General features: G+C 50.7%; 14 protein-coding genes and 1 tRNA gene. 12 read left to right on the top strand and 3 right to left on the bottom strand.

Features of this window, described 5'->3' with window-relative positions; all coding sequences use genetic code 11:
- The first annotated feature begins 6 nt into the window (after positions 1 to 6).
- The 6 genes from aepY to IZU26_RS04740 all read left to right on the top strand — a co-directional run bounded on the left by aepY (position 7) and on the right by IZU26_RS04740 (position 6,504).
- Positions 7 to 1,140 carry a phosphonopyruvate decarboxylase gene (gene aepY, locus IZU26_RS04715; RefSeq protein ID WP_432916805.1) on the top strand — a complete coding sequence of 378 codons (1,134 nt, stop codon included), beginning with the start codon at positions 7 to 9 and terminating at the stop codon, positions 1,138 to 1,140.
- On the top strand, positions 1,137 to 2,972 hold the full coding sequence (locus tag IZU26_RS04720; protein ID WP_433277178.1) for a 2-aminoethylphosphonate aminotransferase: 1,836 nt from the start codon (positions 1,137 to 1,139) through the stop codon (positions 2,970 to 2,972). Before aepY ends, IZU26_RS04720 begins: the two co-directional genes overlap by 4 nt.
- Before the next feature lie 3 nt (positions 2,973 to 2,975).
- Complete coding sequence (locus IZU26_RS04725) at positions 2,976 to 4,034, top strand: glycosyltransferase family 4 protein (RefSeq protein WP_433277180.1); 1,059 nt, start codon at positions 2,976 to 2,978, stop codon at positions 4,032 to 4,034.
- A gap of 63 nt (positions 4,035 to 4,097) precedes the next feature.
- Positions 4,098 to 4,733 carry a D-sedoheptulose-7-phosphate isomerase gene (locus IZU26_RS04730; protein ID WP_433277182.1) on the top strand — a complete coding sequence of 212 codons (636 nt, stop codon included), beginning with the start codon at positions 4,098 to 4,100 and terminating at the stop codon, positions 4,731 to 4,733.
- Between the two features lie 25 nt (positions 4,734 to 4,758).
- The gene (locus IZU26_RS04735) at positions 4,759 to 5,385 is read left to right on the top strand and encodes a DUF2147 domain-containing protein (RefSeq protein ID WP_310823894.1); all 627 of its coding nucleotides are present in this window, start codon (positions 4,759 to 4,761) and stop codon (positions 5,383 to 5,385) included.
- A gap of 9 nt (positions 5,386 to 5,394) precedes the next feature.
- Entirely contained in the window at positions 5,395 to 6,504 is a 1,110-nt protein-coding gene (locus IZU26_RS04740) for a glycosyltransferase (protein ID WP_433277185.1), read from the top strand.
- Positions 6,505 to 6,638: 134 nt separating this feature from the next.
- Here IZU26_RS04740 and IZU26_RS04745 read toward each other — a convergent pair whose 3' ends face one another.
- The 3 genes from IZU26_RS04745 to IZU26_RS04755 all read right to left on the bottom strand — a co-directional run bounded on the left by IZU26_RS04745 (position 6,639) and on the right by IZU26_RS04755 (position 10,034).
- Positions 6,639 to 7,880, bottom strand: a complete 1,242-nt coding sequence (locus IZU26_RS04745; RefSeq protein WP_433277187.1) for a hypothetical protein — start codon at positions 7,878 to 7,880, stop codon at positions 6,639 to 6,641.
- Positions 7,881 to 8,014: 134 nt separating this feature from the next.
- Positions 8,015 to 8,758 (bottom strand): YebC/PmpR family DNA-binding transcriptional regulator, encoded by a 744-nt coding sequence (locus IZU26_RS04750; protein ID WP_021329914.1) that lies wholly within the window; start codon positions 8,756 to 8,758, stop codon positions 8,015 to 8,017.
- Positions 8,759 to 8,918: 160 nt separating this feature from the next.
- Positions 8,919 to 10,034 (bottom strand): glycosyltransferase family 4 protein, encoded by a 1,116-nt coding sequence (locus IZU26_RS04755; protein WP_433277189.1) that lies wholly within the window; start codon positions 10,032 to 10,034, stop codon positions 8,919 to 8,921.
- 47 nt (positions 10,035 to 10,081) lie between these two features.
- Here IZU26_RS04755 and IZU26_RS04760 point away from each other — a divergent pair, with 47 nt between their 5' ends.
- The 6 genes from IZU26_RS04760 to rpsB all read left to right on the top strand — a co-directional run bounded on the left by IZU26_RS04760 (position 10,082) and on the right by rpsB (position 14,692).
- Positions 10,082 to 11,212, top strand: coding sequence for a DEAD/DEAH box helicase (locus IZU26_RS04760; protein ID WP_433277191.1), 1,131 nt, complete (start codon positions 10,082 to 10,084; stop codon positions 11,210 to 11,212).
- Between the two features lie 50 nt (positions 11,213 to 11,262).
- The gene (locus tag IZU26_RS04765) at positions 11,263 to 11,853 is read left to right on the top strand and encodes a hypothetical protein (RefSeq protein ID WP_433277193.1); all 591 of its coding nucleotides are present in this window, start codon (positions 11,263 to 11,265) and stop codon (positions 11,851 to 11,853) included.
- A gap of 208 nt (positions 11,854 to 12,061) precedes the next feature.
- Complete coding sequence (locus IZU26_RS04770; protein ID WP_038080732.1) at positions 12,062 to 12,802, top strand: HEAT repeat domain-containing protein; 741 nt, start codon at positions 12,062 to 12,064, stop codon at positions 12,800 to 12,802.
- Positions 12,803 to 12,924: 122 nt separating this feature from the next.
- Positions 12,925 to 12,998, top strand: a tRNA-Arg gene (locus IZU26_RS04775).
- A 93-nt stretch (positions 12,999 to 13,091) separates the two neighbouring features.
- Positions 13,092 to 13,682 (top strand): Maf family protein, encoded by a 591-nt coding sequence (locus tag IZU26_RS04780; RefSeq protein ID WP_021329900.1) that lies wholly within the window; start codon positions 13,092 to 13,094, stop codon positions 13,680 to 13,682.
- Positions 13,683 to 13,813: 131 nt separating this feature from the next.
- Positions 13,814 to 14,692 carry a 30S ribosomal protein S2 gene (gene rpsB / locus IZU26_RS04785; protein ID WP_433277195.1) on the top strand — a complete coding sequence of 293 codons (879 nt, stop codon included), beginning with the start codon at positions 13,814 to 13,816 and terminating at the stop codon, positions 14,690 to 14,692.
- Positions 14,693 to 14,748 lie beyond the last annotated feature (56 nt).

Genomic DNA, 14,748 nt, shown 5'->3' on the forward strand with positions numbered 1-14,748 from the left:
GTACCTATGATTCGACCGGAATATTTTTACGATCTTTTGCAAAAGCGCGGCTCCGATTTTTTTACCGGAGTACCCGATTCGCTTTTAAAAAATTTTTGCGCCTATGTGACGGACACGGCTCCCGAAGACAAACACATCATCGCGGCAAACGAAGGCTGTGCGCTTGCGCTTGCGTCGGGCTATCACTTGGCGACGGGAAAGACGCCCGTCGTCTATATGCAGAATTCGGGACTCGGCAACGCGGTGAACCCGCTTTTATCCCTCGCGGACAGCGACGTCTATTCCGTGCCGCTCGTCCTCCTCATCGGATGGAGGGGTATGCCGGCCGTCCACGACGAGCCCCAACATATAAAACAGGGCAAAGTGACGCTCGCCCTGCTCGATGCCATGCGCATCCCCTACGTCGTCACGGCGGAAAGCGAAGACGAACTTAATAAGCAAATCGATTACTGTTACGCATGTACGGAAAAAGCGTCGGCGCCTTTTGCCTTTGTCGTAAAAAAAGATACGTTTGCGCCTTACACGCTCAAAAATAAAACTTCTTCCGGTGCGGAGATGACACGGGAAGACGCAATAGAGCGCATCGTGCTGCATTCTCCGAAAGATGCGGTCTTCGTCTCTACGACGGGCATGGCGTCGCGCGAACTCTTCGAGCTCCGCGTTAAACACGGCATGAGCGGCGCGAACGATTTTCTCACCGTCGGCAGCATGGGGCACGCGTCGCAAATCGCGCTTTCGATCGCCATGCAAAAAAAGGATCGGCTCGTCATCTGTCTCGACGGCGACGGAGCGGCTATCATGCAGATGGGCGGACTTGCGACGATCGGCGTGCGAAAGCCGGATAATATGATACACGTCGTCCTCAACAACGGCGCCCACGATTCGGTCGGAGGTCAACCGACGGTCGGTTTAAAAATCGATCTTCCCGGAATTGCAAAAGCCTGCGGCTACGCGCATACGTATTCGGTAGAGGATGCCGCTTCGCTCGAAGCCGCCCTCGCAAATGCGCTCTCCGAAAAAAAGACGGCGTTTATCGAAGTAAAGATACGAAAAGGTGCGAGAGCGGATTTGGGACGGCCGACGACATCGCCTCGGGAAAATAAAAAAGCGTTTATGGAAGTGCTGAGGAGGAATGTATGATTAAAGAAGCGGTTATCGTTGCGGGAGGATTGGGCTCGCGCTTCGGCGGACGGACGGAAGCGATGCCGAAAGGGTTTATCGAAATCGAAGGAGAGGCGATCGTCGAGCGTTCGGTGCGGAAACTCATCGCAAACGGCGTCGAACGTATCATCATCGGTACGGGACACTGCAGCGAATGGTACGACCGGCTCGCAAAAAAATACCCGTGCATCGTGACGGTACGGAACGACGATTACGCGAAGACGAGCAGTATGGGAACGCTTGAAGTGTGCGCACCGCTCGTCACCGGAGATTTTTTTCTGCTCGAAAGCGATCTCATCTACGACGCCGTCGGATTAAAAGTGCTCGCAAACGATGCGCGCGAAAACGTCATCCTCGCATCAGGCCCGACGAACAGCAAAGATGAAGTGTACCTCGAAACCGACGAAAACGGCGTGCTCAAAAACGTGAGCAAAAACCGAAGCGAAATTTCCTTCGTCGCAGGCGAACTCGTCGGCATTACAAAACTCGGCAAAAAAACGCTCGATGAAATGACGGCGTACTACCGAAAAGATTTTCCGGCACATATAAAAATCGATTACGAACAGGTGCTTAAAGCCGTCGCACAGCAAACGCCGGTCTATGTGCGCACCGTGCAGTATTATGCGTGGACGGAGATCGACGACGAAGCGATGTTCACCCGCGCAATCGAAACGATATGGCCGCGCATCGCCGAAAACGAAGAGCTGCAAAATATCCGGCGCGAAGTGCTCTTGAACCCGGGGCCTTCGACGACGACCGACAGCGTAAAATATGCGCAAGTCGTAAGCGATATCTGCCCGCGCGAAAGCGAATTCGGAGAACTCATGGAGTGGTGCTCGAAAGAGCTCACGAGATTTGTCGCAAAAGAAGACTCGTACGCGACCGTCATGTTCGGCTGTTCCGGCACCGGAGCCGACGAAGCGATGATCTCTTCGTGCGTGCCGCCGGGAGGCAAACTGCTCGTCGTCGACAACGGCTCTTACGGAGAGCGCCTTGCGAAGATAGCAAAGATATACGATATCGATATGACGGTGTTTAAAAGTTCGACGTACGAAGCCCTCGATGCGCAAAAACTCGAAAGCGCTTTTCAATCGGAAAACTATGCGGCGCTCGCGATCGTCTACCACGAAACGACGACGGGATTGTTAAATCGACTCGATATCCTGTGCCCGCTCGCAAAAAAGTACGGTATGATCACCCTCGTCGATGCGGTAAGCGCATACGGCGGTATGCCGATGGATCTCGAAAAGCTCGGAATCGATTTTATGACGTGCACGTCGAACAAACACATTCAGGGTATGGCGGGCATCGGTTTTGTCGTCGCAAAAAAATCGGAACTCGAAAAGCAAAAAGACTGGCCGATGCGGAATTATTATTTCAACCTCTACGATCAGTACCGCTATTTTCTCGAAACGAAGCAGACGCGCTTTACGCCTCCGGTACAGACTTTTTACGCGCTGCGCCAAGCGATCATCGAAACGAAACAGGAAACGATCGAAAAGCGCTTCGAGCGCTATACTGCGTGTTGGAACATACTGACGAAAGCGCTCGAAGAAATCGGTTTAAAGATGCTCGTAAAAGCGGAACTGCAGTCGCATTTTATCACCGCTATCCTTATCCCCGAAACGAGCGAGTACAGTTTTACCGCCCTGCACGATCACGCGAAAAAAGCCGGTTTTACGATCTATCCCGGAAAACTCGGAAACATCGATACGTTCCGCATCGCAAATATGGGCGACATAAAGCCGAAAGAGATGGAGCGATTTACCGTCCTGCTGCGTGAATACATGCATTCCATAGGAGTTTGCTGATCGATGAAAATCGCCGTCGATGCGCGCATGCTCGGTTCGGGCGGAATCGGCACTTATATCGCATCTCTTTTGCCGTACTTTTTGGAAAAAAACGAATGCTTTATTTTCGGAGATACCGAAGCGATCGCTCCGTTTGCAAAATACGAAAATGCGGAAACCGCCGAATGCCGCGTCAAAACGTTTTCGCTTGCCGAACGTTTTGCCTTTCCGTGCGAATTGCGCAAAAAAATCAATTCGTGCGACGTGTACTATACGCCCTATTGCAATATTCCGTCCGGTATCGAAATCCCCGTTTTTTCGACGATCCACGACGTCGTCTTTCTCGACGTTCCCGGCCTTGCATCGAAAGCGGGGACAGCTGTGCGGAAATACTTTTATCAGCGCGCCGTCGACAGATCCCGTGCAGTCTTTACCGTTTCGGAATTTTCGCGAGACCGTATCAGAGCGACGCTCGACTGTAAAAACCTGTCAATCGTCGTCGCATACAACGCTCTTCCCGTATGGTTTTCTTCAAAACCTTCTCAAGCCGTGCACAAAATCAGACAGTTGCTCTTTGTCGGCAATATAAAAAAACACAAGGGCCTTTCCGTTTTGCTTGAAGCACTGAAAAAAACGCGGAAAACAGGCTTCGATATGCCGCTCGTCATCGCAGGAAATGCCGACAATTTTCGAACGCGCGACACGACGATTGCACAGGAAATCGCCTCGCTTCCCGAAAGCGCCGTTCGTTTTACAGGGCGCATTTCGGATACCGAACTTTCGGAACTCTATCGGACATCGATGCTTCTTGTCCAGCCTTCGCTCTATGAAGGTTTCGGACTCCCGCCTCTCGAAGCTTTGTCTCTCGGCACGAAAGCGCTCATATCGGATATCCCGGTGTTCAAAGAGATATACGAAGGATTTCCCGTCGTCTTTTTTAAATCAGGCGATTCGGACGATTTGGCCGAAAAGCTCGCTTTTTGCGCAAACGATGCGACACCGCTTCCGCCCCTTCCCGATCGCTATTCGTATAAAAAATCCGCCGACATCATATTGGCCGCACTCGATTTTTACCGCGCATAGAGCGTACCGATGTGCATAACGCGGCGATTGTTTTTTCGCACGCGATGCGATACAATTGATTATATGACAGATTATATTTCCGTTTTGCTGTCGCGTTATCCTTCTCTTTCGGTATGCGAAAAAGATATCCGACTCGCATACGAACTCATCAAAACCTCCTATGAAAACGGCGGAAAGCTCGTGGTTGCGGGAAACGGCGGAAGCGCCGCCGACAGCGATCACATCTGCGGAGAACTCTTAAAAAGTTTTATAAAAAAACGCCGGATCGAAAAATCGTTTATCGACACGCTTATCGCAATCGACGCCGAATCGGGAGCCTATCTTTCGAATACGCTCGAAGGCTCGCTTCCCGCAATTTCGCTCGCAAATCAAGCCGCTGTGATGACGGCAAGTTTAAACGACGTCGACGGCAACGCGCTTTTTGCGCAGCAGCTTAACGGTTACGGCAAAGCGGGTGACGTTTTTTTAGGCATTTCAACGAGCGGAAATGCAAAAGACGTCGTCTATGCGGCGGTTGTCGCAAAAGCAAAAGGGATGAAAACGATTGCGCTGTCAGGGAAAACGGGTGGAAAGCTCGCGTCCCTGTCGGACGCTGCGATCGTCGTGCCGGAAAACGAAACGTATAAAATTCAAGAACTGCACTTGCCGGTATATCACGCGCTCTGTCTGCAGATCGAAGCATATTTTTTTGCCGACTAGTTGTGTATCGTACGAGGAGATTTTTATGTACGCAAAAAAAATTGCCGCCGTCCTTGTCATGGTACTCTGTGCGGGATTCGCATACGCGGCTTCCCCCGAACCGTACAATTACTACGAATCGGCGCCCGGTTATGCCGAACCTTTCGATTCGGATGACGATGCGCCCGCCTTTGACCGAAATATTCCGATCGACAGAGAGTATGAAGGAAGCGATCCCGTCGAAGGCTATTGGATCGCGACAAATCAGCGCACGGGAGAAGCGCTGTGCGGCTGGCATATGTTTGTAAAGGACGGCATATTGTACGGCGTCATCCTTTCGGCAAAGGGCGCGACGAACAAAAGCATCGCTTTCCGAGCACGAGGCCCCTACCCCGATTTTCCCGAAAAAGGCAAACTCGACAAAAAACCGATGTTCGGTCCGACGTGGATTTACGGTCTTAAAAATGCGGGGACGGGTCGATGGAAGAGAGGCTATATCATAAACCCCGACGACGGAAATTGTTTTCGCTGTAAAATTACGTTTTGTAAAGCGGACGGCAAACGGTATAAACGTGATTATATAAAAATGCGCGGTTCGCTTCGCGGCATCGGCATCGGCATAACACAGCTGTGGCCGGCGGCGACAAAGGCCGAAGCGTCAAGCATACGATAGGAGAAAACCGTGAAAGTTGCGATCGTACACGACTGGCTTGTCAATTACGGAGGAGCGGAATCGGTCGTCGAATCGATTTTAAAAATTTACCCCGATGCCGATATCTTTACGCTCGTATACGACAAACGCAAAATCGGAAATCATTTTAAAAATAATACCGTCGTCACAAGTGCGCTTCAAAAATTTCCGTTTGCGACGAAGCTGTACACAAAACTTTTGAAGTTTATGCCGAAAGCTTTCGAATCGTTTGACTTTTCAAACTACGATCTCGTCATCTGCTCGTCCTCATCGTGCGCAAAAGGCGTCATCACGCCGCCGGACGTTCCTCATATCGCATACGTGCACACGCCGATGCGCTACGCGTGGGATCTCTTTTTCGATTATCGAAAGCGAAGCGGCCGCCTCACCCGCTTTTTTATGGACAAGTGGATGCACGAAATCCGAGAATGGGATTATATTTCGAGCCAGCGGATCGACACGCTGATCGCCAATTCGAAATACATCGCGCGGCGAATCGAAAAATTTTGGAAGCGGGATTCCGAAGTCATCTATCCGCCCGTGCATCTCGAAAAATTTACGCCGATAAAAAATCCGTCTCTCGATTATTACGTCGCATTTTCGCGCCTCGTTCCGTATAAGCGAATCGATATCGCTTTAGACGCCTGCAAAGCGCTCGGAAAAAATCTCGTTGTCATCGGTTCGGGCTCGGAAGAAAAAAGCTTAAAAAAACGTGCGTCGGGCGCAAAAAACATCACGTTTACCGGCAGGATAAGCGATGAAAAACTGTGCGCATATCTGCAAAACTGCAAAGCGCTCATCTTTTGCGCGGAAGAAGATTTCGGTATCGTACCGCTTGAAGCGCAGGCGTGCGGGAGGCCGGTCATCGCCTACGGAAAAGGCGGCGCGTGCGAAACGGTCAAAGACGGAAAAACCGGCGTCTTTTTTTCGGAGCAGACGGCAGACTCCGCGAAAGAGGCGATCGAACGCTTTGAAACGCTCGATAAAAAGGGTACATTTAAAAGCGAAACAATCGCACGGCACGCGGCCGCCTTTTCCGAAGAGCGCTTTATCCGCGAGTTCAAAGCGGCCGCCAAGCGGGCGCGGGAAGCGTTGGAATAGCAAGCGGTGCGCAGGCTGTTTCGGATTAACGGCACGGATGCCGCTTTATTACTTTACAAACCCTCAAGCTTCGAGCCGTTACTGAGCCGGCGCACATCAGAACACAGATTTCGCAGGTACGTCCCCCGCTTTTATCATCGCACGGCTTTTATTTTTTTTCGCGCTTCATCGGAAATTTTGAGCGCGTCTTCCTGCAGCTTCAAATGCGTACCGTACATGGAGGCGGCAAGCGCGTCGATTTTTCCGCCTTCGCCTTTCGTTTCGGCAAATGCGCGCTGTCTCAAGCGGACTTCCTGTACGAGCGCATTGTCTTTTTCAAGAAGGGCGATGAGATCCCAGTGCCAATTCAAATCGCTCGGCGGAAAAAGCGGAGGCGGCGGATCTTTTCGGCGCGAGTTCGCTTCGGCGACGATGTGCATCAATTCGGGAGCGTTGTCTTTGCCGACTACTTTCGTCATATACGGCTTTCCGAAAGCACAGATCGCCCCCGTTTCATCGAGCTTGTAATCGCCGAAATCGAGCGGCCTTTTTACGGTATTTCTGATGCGATTACTTCGCCCTGTAACGCAAGTAAAGACGCTCGCGTTCGAGACGATATGCTTTGCGACGGAAAAAGTTTTACCCGTGTCGTCGAAAGACGCGAGGTCGTCCGTATACGGCATCGTCGTCTCCCAAAAACGGAGAGCGTACATGTCGCCGCCGCTTACATAGTACGAGCGTATTTCCGAAACTCTTGGATAGGGGGCAATGCGTATGCTCTCCCGCCTGCACACGCCCTGCCAATAGCCGTCAAGTTCGGTACCGCCTGCAGTTATCGCATCGGGCGAAGAGTTTCGAAGTACAAAATCGAGATAGAGTTCGTTTCCGATGACGGCGACGGGGATGCGCGTTTCGTATCGTTTTTTGCCGTTGTATTTGACGACGAGCTCCCATGCGCCGCTGTCGTACGGCACTGCGTTTCCGTCCGCATCGTAGCGCGGGGGACGATTCAAAAGATTTTCTGCCGTCACCGTAAGGCGTTCGGCGTCCTTTGTCGTTGCCGTACACAAAAAGCGTTCGGGAGACGATGCCCAATCTTCAGGTTCGGCCGTTCTGTCGTAAAACCAGCCGTAATAGGTTTTTAAGATAAGGGCGATATCGGTCGATTTCACTGCCGCCTTTTCCGCAGTATTCTCCGGTACAAAAAATACATAACGGTCGCCGCCCGTCCAAATGCCTTCGAGCAATGCGGGAAAGCGTACCGTCTCTCGTTTGGGAACGCTCACGTAGTCCCAGCCGTACATCGCGGCGATCGTGTGTGCATCGAGGTCCGTCTGCGAAAAAAGAGAAGCGGAACAAAGAATAAAAAGCGGCAAGAGCCGGACAGATTTACCCATATCTATCATATCGGCATTTTTTGAAAAGAGGCGTATAAGGCACAATAAAAAAAACCTCCGAAAACGCAACAGGTTTTCAGAGGTTTCGATATATCCGCTCACGCCCAAACGCATGAGCGACACCAAGACGCCGCTTACTCTGCAGGCTCGAAATCTTCGGGATATTCGACGTTCGTGTATACGTTTTGTACGTCGTCGTTTTCTTCGAGTTTGTCGATGAGCTTTTGCACTTTTTCGGCCGTCGCCGCGTCGACTTGCGCGTTCGTATCGGCGACCATACCCACTTGCGCGGAAAGCGACTCGAGTCCCTTTTCCTGAAGCGCTTCGAGTACGCTGTCAAAAGCCGAAGGGTCGGTCGTGACGGTGATGATGCCGCCGTCGTTTACGATGTCATCGGCACCGGCTTCAAGGCCGATCTCCATAACCGTATCTTCCGACACTTTTTCGGCATCGTATTCGATCGTGCCTTTGCGTGCAAACATACGGGAAACCGAACCCGTAACGCCGAGCTTTCCGCCGTTTTTGTCGAAAATGTTGCGCACGTCGGCCGCCGCTCGGTTTTTGTTGTCGGTAAGCGTTTCAACGAGGACGGCGACTCCGCCCGGTCCGTATCCTTCGTAGACGAGCTCTTCGTATGTTTTTCCGTCCGTATCGCCGGTGCCTTTTTTAATCGCGCGTTCGATATTGTCTTTCGGCATACTCGACGCGCGCGCTTTCAAGATAGCGGTACGAAGTCTGGGATTCGAGTTCGGGTCTCCGCCGCCCATGCGCGCAGCGATTGAAATTTCCTTAATGAATTTTGTAAACATTTGGCCGCGCTTTGCGTCGGCGATTCCTTTTGCATGTTTAATCGTTGACCATTTACTGTGTCCTGACATGGTATATCGAACTCCTCTGAAAAAAATTACCGAATAACGATAGTTTTAAAATTATATCATAAAACGCGCACACCTGTCAACGCACATACGATCTTTCCATTGGCGGTCAAAGATAAAATTCATTGAAAATAAAATCCGAAACCTTAAACCTGCCGGGTTTTCACCGTACGATTTTTTTCATAACTTCGATCGTTTCGGAAACCGTCGTCTCCCAGCTGAAGCGCTGTGCACGGTGCAGTCCCGAAGCGATCATCTTTTCTCGGAACGCCGAATCGACAACAAGTTTTTCCATCGCAGAAGCGACTTCTTCGATATCGTTCGGATCGAAATAGAGAGCTGCCTCCCCGCCCATTTCCGGAAGCGCACCGGCTTTGGCGCATGCGACGGGAATGCCGGTAGCCATCGCTTCGAGAATCGGAAGCCCTACTCCTTCGTTCACCGACGGAAAAACGCAGGCATCGGCTCCCGCGTATAAGAGCGGAAAGCTTTCGTGCGGAAAAAAACCGGTGAGAAAAATATCCGACGCGGCAGGAGAAAGGGATGCCGCTCGGTGCACGTCTTCGGATGACGGTCCTTCGGCGCCCGCGATGACGAGGCGGTGCGGAGATTTCGTGCGCTCTTTAAAAAGCGCAAAGGCTTTTATAAGTTCGATGTGTTTTTTTTCAGGTCCTGAAAGGCGCGAACCGTAGATAAAATAGGGCCGCTTTATCGCAAAGGGTTTTATGGTTACCGTTTCGGCATCGATCTGCAGCTGCGGAAAAAAGAGCCTGTGGTCGATGCCGTTGTGAATGATTTCGATTTTCGCTTCGTCGATGCCGAGTCCTATCAAATCATTTCGCAAAAATTCGCTCGCGGCGACGATCTTTTGCACCTTTGCGAGCCCCCGCTTTATCTGCATACGCATCATACCGTCACCCTTTTCTTTGAGCATAACGGAAACGATGGAATTGACGACGGCGACTCCCGGCGTTTTAAACGAAAGCGGCAGTACGCGCTCGATGGCGGGATAGAGCACGACATCGTACTTTGCGTTTTGAGCGAATTTTTGCAGGCGAAAAAAATGCCATAAGCGCTCGGCTGCAAGGCTGTCGGGAACTGAAAGAGCTTGAAACGGAATTTCGCGCACCGAATTATACGTGTACCGATCGATTTCGGAACCGAACAGTTCGAATTCGGTATCGCCTGAAAGCGGGAGATTAGCCGCAAACGAATGGAGGTATGAGCCGATCCCGGAGCGCCCGTGATCGCAGCCGAATGTATCTATGCCTGCTTTCATGACAAAATATTATAGCAGCAATTCCGTTTTTGCGCTATAGTTTGCGCATGGACACGCAAAACGCATTTTCGCTCCTTTCTCCCGAAATACGCGCAAAACTGCAAACGCTTTCGATCGCTCGCCCGACGCCCGTGCAGCAAAAGACAATCCCCCTCATTGCAGAAGGGAAAAATCTTCTCTTTCAGTCGGAAACGGGTACCGGCAAAACCTTCGCATATCTTTTGCCGCTCATAGACGGCATGGAAAAGGACGAAAAAAACGGCGTAAAAATCCTCGTCGTCGCTCCGACGCTCGAACTTTCTTCCCAAATCAGAGACGCCGCCATGTCGATTTCAAATGCAAAATGCGCGTTGCTCGCAGGAAGCGCGCCGATACGGCGGCAAACCGAGCTTTTAAAAGGGAATCCCGCAATCGCCGTCGGAAGCCCCGTCCGCCTTTTGGAACTCGCGCGTTTAAAAAAATTAAAACTTGCAGGATTGCGCGCTGCGGTGTTCGATGAAGTCGACCGGCTCGTCAAAAAAGAGATCAAAGACGACCTCGCATCCCTCGTCTCTTTTTTTCCGAAAAACGTGCAGATCGTCGGATGTTCGGCGACGGTGACGAAAGCAGTCAGAACTTTTTTTGCCGAATGCGAATCGATTTCGATGCCGGAAGAAGACGTGCTTCGAAAGCGCATTTCGCACTGGGCGATTTACGCCGAAAGCCGCGATAAAATCGATACGCTGAAAAAGCTGATCGCCGCCCTCGACATACAAAAAATGCTTGTTTTTACGAGCCGCGGCGATCAAGTGGAAAATATCACATCGAAACTCAAATATAAAAATATCGACTGCGAATCCCTCTACGCGAAAAAAGACAAGCAAAAGCGCAAGCGTGCTCTCGACCGATTCAAAAGCGGAAGCTGCCGTATTTTGATTACGAGCGACGTCGCCTCTCGAGGGCTCGATTTTCAAGGCGTTTCACACGTCGTTCAAATGGATTTAAACGACGACGACAATTTTTTCGTTCATCGAGCGGGACGCACGGGACGCGCGGGCAAAACGGGAATCAATATCGTCGTCGGGGACGAGTATGAAATGCGGTGCTACAGCGCGCTCGAAAAGAGACTTAAAATCATCGTCTACCCGAAAATATTGTACCGCGGCGAAATCACGGCTCCCGATACCGTTTTAAAATAACGCGATTGTCCATTTGACGAAACGAACAATCGCTTGTATAGTAGAATACTATGAAAAAGATAAAAAAAATCGTGCCCGTTATCGGTTGTATTTTTTCTCTGTTTTCGATTCTTGCATGCGCGTCGGTGCGTCCCGCGCAGCATTTGCCTTCGTCATCGGCAAAAAAAACGACGGCGGAAAAGCGAAGCGATATACAAAAAACGGACGTGAAGACGGCTGCCGCAAACGAAGAATACCTCCGTTCGGTAAACAATGTGGACGTTACGCAAAAAACGTTTGAAGACGATAAAGCCGTGATCATGGCGACGATCGACGAACTTTCGTCGATTATGACGAGCGGGCGCTATGAAGCCTGGCTCAAATACATCGACGACGAATCGATCCGCTATTGGTCGAATCCGAAAAATCTGCAGCGCGCATCGAAAATGCTTCCCGTCAAAGGGCTGCGCATGAACACGCTGCGCGATTATTTTACGTATATCTTCGTTCCGTCGCGGAAAGGGCGCAAAGTCGACGAAATCAGATACGATTCGAAAACGGACGTCAAAGCCGTTCAAGTGAGCAAAGACACCGACATCATCTATTATTATTTTAATAAAATAGGCAATAAGTGGCTTGTGCATATTCCGCCCATCGATTGACGCGGCTGTTTTCGGCGCGGAACCGATTAGTGCGTCCGCTTGCCCTTGCAGTCGGTACTTTTGCAAACAACATCGCATGGAACGATCCGTTTGCAGTCGGTATTTTCGAACGTTGATTTTTTTTTCGATTTTTTATAGAATAAATGAAAAGGCGAAAACTTTTCGGAAGCCGCTTTTTTCCGCAAAAGTTTTACAGGAGATCGAGCAGATGAAATTTGATAAGATTACGTTTTGTGCAGCCGTGCTGATTACGGCTGCTTCGGCACTTTTTGCGCAGGAACAGCAAGTCCAGAAAAAAAACGATTCCGCAAAGCGAGGCGAAACGTCGGTTGAAAACGAATACTTGAGCGACGTCGACGGCACGGTCGTGCTGACCCTCGCCCGCTCGGATTCGTACGACAACAAGCTCGTCGCCCTCGAATATCTCGAAGGCATCGTCAAAAGCGGCAACGTATCCGAAGATGTCGCCGCCGCTCTCGATCAGCTTGCAGGCGAAGGTCTTATGACGCAGGCGCGAACGGGCGGCCGCCTCGTCAACAATTTTCCCGACGTAAGACGGAAAGCCTGTCTGCTTCTCGCAAAAGTCGGAGGCGAGCACTCGAAAAATACGCTTATCAATATCGCAATCGCAGACAACGAACCGATGGTACAGGCCGCCGCGATCCGTGCTCTCGGAGAGATGGGCTTAAACGAAAACGATGAAGCCGCCGACGCGATCGCATTCGCAAATCACCGAAACCGCGTATTGAATCCTACAAGCAGTATGGCGATCGAAACGCTCGACGCGTTTGAAAAGCTTGCAGGCAGTACGGAAAACAAGCGCACGATGGTCGACGAGATATCACGGATCGCATCCGACTACCACTATACGACTGCGGTGCGAAAGCGCGCGCTCGAAGTGCTCAAGGGCATTAAGCTCGACTCATCGTCTTCGGGAAGCGGAAAGTAATCGATACAATTAAAAATTATCGTTTCGCGATGTTCCGTGCGCGGGGCGGGAAATTTAGAGACGATTTTTTTTGATCGATGCGTGCTGTACACAAACGCAGAAAGCGTATGTGCCGCACACAAGAGAGATTAGCTCATCTGGATAGAGCGTCAGCCTCCGGAGCTGAAGGCGGTGGGTTCGAATCCCATATCTCTCATCGTCGTAAAACACGACATGAAGCCGGCATTTGAAAATTGCAATTTTTAGATGCTTCTGAAGCACAAAAAGTTATTGAGGATGTAAAAAAATTATGGAACCGATTATTTTAGCATCGTCGTCGCCGCGCCGTCAGGACATATTGAAACTCTTGCACATTCCGTATCAAGTGATCATGCCGAACATCGACGAAACCGTATCGCCCTCTCTTCCGGCCGAAGACGTGCCGGAAATTTTTGCACGCGAAAAGATCGCAGCTGTCGTGCGTTCGCTTTCGGCCGACAGGGAAATCCCGTGGGTGCTCGCCGCCGACACGGTTATCATCTTCAACAATAAAATCTACGGCAAGCCTTCCGATCAGGAAGAAGCGGCGGCTTTTCTCCGCGAATTGAGCGGAAAAACGCATACGGTCAAAACGGTGATCGCGCTCTACAGCGGCAAAACGAAGACGACGGTCGTCCGCGAAAGCGTTACGGAAGTGACGTTCAAAGAGATGAGCGAGCGTGAAATCGAATGGTACATCGAAACGGGTGAATGGCACGGGGCCGCAGGCGGCTACCGCATTCAAAGCCTCGCATCGTGTTTTATTAAAAAGATAAAGGGCACGACCAGCGGCGTCGAGGGCTTGCCCATATCGGAGCTTTATGATATTCTTATGTCGCAGGGTTATTCGATTATCGAATAGCGTTGCCGTAAGCCCTCGGGCCGTAGGCTTATAGGGGCAAACGATCTTCCGTACGTTTCACTTTTTATAAGAGACGACGCATCGAGAAACAGAGTAAGGGGTATCATACGATACCGGTGAAGGAGTATGTCATGGCAGTTGTAACCATGAAAAACCTGCTTGAATCGGGAGTTCATTTCGGTCATCAGGTAAAGCGGTGGGATCCCCGCATGAAGAAATACATCTTCGCGGAGCGGAACGGGATTCACATTATCGATTTGCAAAAGACGATCGCGGCTATAAAAGAAAGCTACGAAGTCGTACGCAAAGCGACGACGGCGGGAAAATCGATCCTGTTCGTCGGAACGAAAAAACAGGCGCAGCAGGCGATTCAAAAAGAAGCCGAACGCTGCGGTCAATTCTACGTCAACAACCGCTGGCTCGGCGGTATGCTCACAAACTTTTCAACGATTAAAAAATCGCTGCAGCGGCTTAAAAAAATCGAAAAGATGGAAGTCGACGGCACCTTCGACAATTTGACAAAAAAAGAAGTTTCCGCGCTGCAAAAAGAAAAAGCGAAACTTGAAAAAAACCTCGCCGGCATTAAAGAGATGAAAGATTTGCCGGGCGTCGTATTCATCATCGACACGCACAAAGAGCAGATCGCCGTCGCCGAAGCACGCCGCATGGGTATCCCCATCATCGCGGTCGTCGACACGAACTGCAATCCCGAAGGTATCGACTACCCTATTCCCGGCAACGACGACGCCATCCGCGCCATTTCGCTGTTTACGTCGATCATCGCGAACGCGGTCATCGAAGCGGACAACGAACAGGGCTTAAAGATCCTCGAAAATTTGAACGATGAAGACGAAAACATACAGACGGATGCCGCCGTCAAAGACAACGACGTTGAAATCGAAGACTATTCGAATTACGAGCCGACGGAACCGAAAAAAGAAGAGGCCGATACCGAACAAAAAGAAGCGGATCAGCTTATCGACGAAGATAAAATATACGGCGACAAATAACTAACGAAAGGAGATGTCCGAAAGCGGAAATTTTCGGATATCCTCCGACAATTTTG

This window comes from Treponema sp. SP13 (genome assembly GCF_050938355.1).
Taxonomy (GTDB): domain Bacteria; phylum Spirochaetota; class Spirochaetia; order Treponematales; family Treponemataceae; genus Treponema_D; species Treponema_D socranskii.

What these genes read in the sequence shown, in the direction of transcription:
- IZU26_RS04765 (WP_433277193.1), top strand. Translation starts at nt 11,263, where the DNA reads ATGAAAAAGATAAAAAAAATCGTGCCCGTTATCGGTTGTATTTTTTCT.
- IZU26_RS04760 (WP_433277191.1), top strand. Translation starts at nt 10,082, where the DNA reads ATGGACACGCAAAACGCATTTTCGCTCCTTTCTCCCGAAATACGCGCA.
- IZU26_RS04780 (WP_021329900.1), top strand. Translation starts at nt 13,092, where the DNA reads ATGGAACCGATTATTTTAGCATCGTCGTCGCCGCGCCGTCAGGACATA.
- IZU26_RS04730 (WP_433277182.1), top strand. Translation starts at nt 4,098, where the DNA reads ATGACAGATTATATTTCCGTTTTGCTGTCGCGTTATCCTTCTCTTTCG.
- IZU26_RS04725 (WP_433277180.1), top strand. Translation starts at nt 2,976, where the DNA reads ATGAAAATCGCCGTCGATGCGCGCATGCTCGGTTCGGGCGGAATCGGC.
- IZU26_RS04735 (WP_310823894.1), top strand. Translation starts at nt 4,759, where the DNA reads ATGTACGCAAAAAAAATTGCCGCCGTCCTTGTCATGGTACTCTGTGCG.
- IZU26_RS04770 (WP_038080732.1), top strand. Translation starts at nt 12,062, where the DNA reads ATGAAATTTGATAAGATTACGTTTTGTGCAGCCGTGCTGATTACGGCT.
- IZU26_RS04755 (WP_433277189.1), bottom strand. Translation starts at nt 10,034, where the DNA reads ATGAAAGCAGGCATAGATACATTCGGCTGCGATCACGGGCGCTCCGGG.
- IZU26_RS04745 (WP_433277187.1), bottom strand. Translation starts at nt 7,880, where the DNA reads ATGGGTAAATCTGTCCGGCTCTTGCCGCTTTTTATTCTTTGTTCCGCT.
- IZU26_RS04750 (WP_021329914.1), bottom strand. Translation starts at nt 8,758, where the DNA reads ATGTCAGGACACAGTAAATGGTCAACGATTAAACATGCAAAAGGAATC.
- rpsB (WP_433277195.1), top strand. Translation starts at nt 13,814, where the DNA reads ATGGCAGTTGTAACCATGAAAAACCTGCTTGAATCGGGAGTTCATTTC.
- IZU26_RS04720 (WP_433277178.1), top strand. Translation starts at nt 1,137, where the DNA reads ATGATTAAAGAAGCGGTTATCGTTGCGGGAGGATTGGGCTCGCGCTTC.
- aepY (WP_432916805.1), top strand. Translation starts at nt 7, where the DNA reads ATGATTCGACCGGAATATTTTTACGATCTTTTGCAAAAGCGCGGCTCC.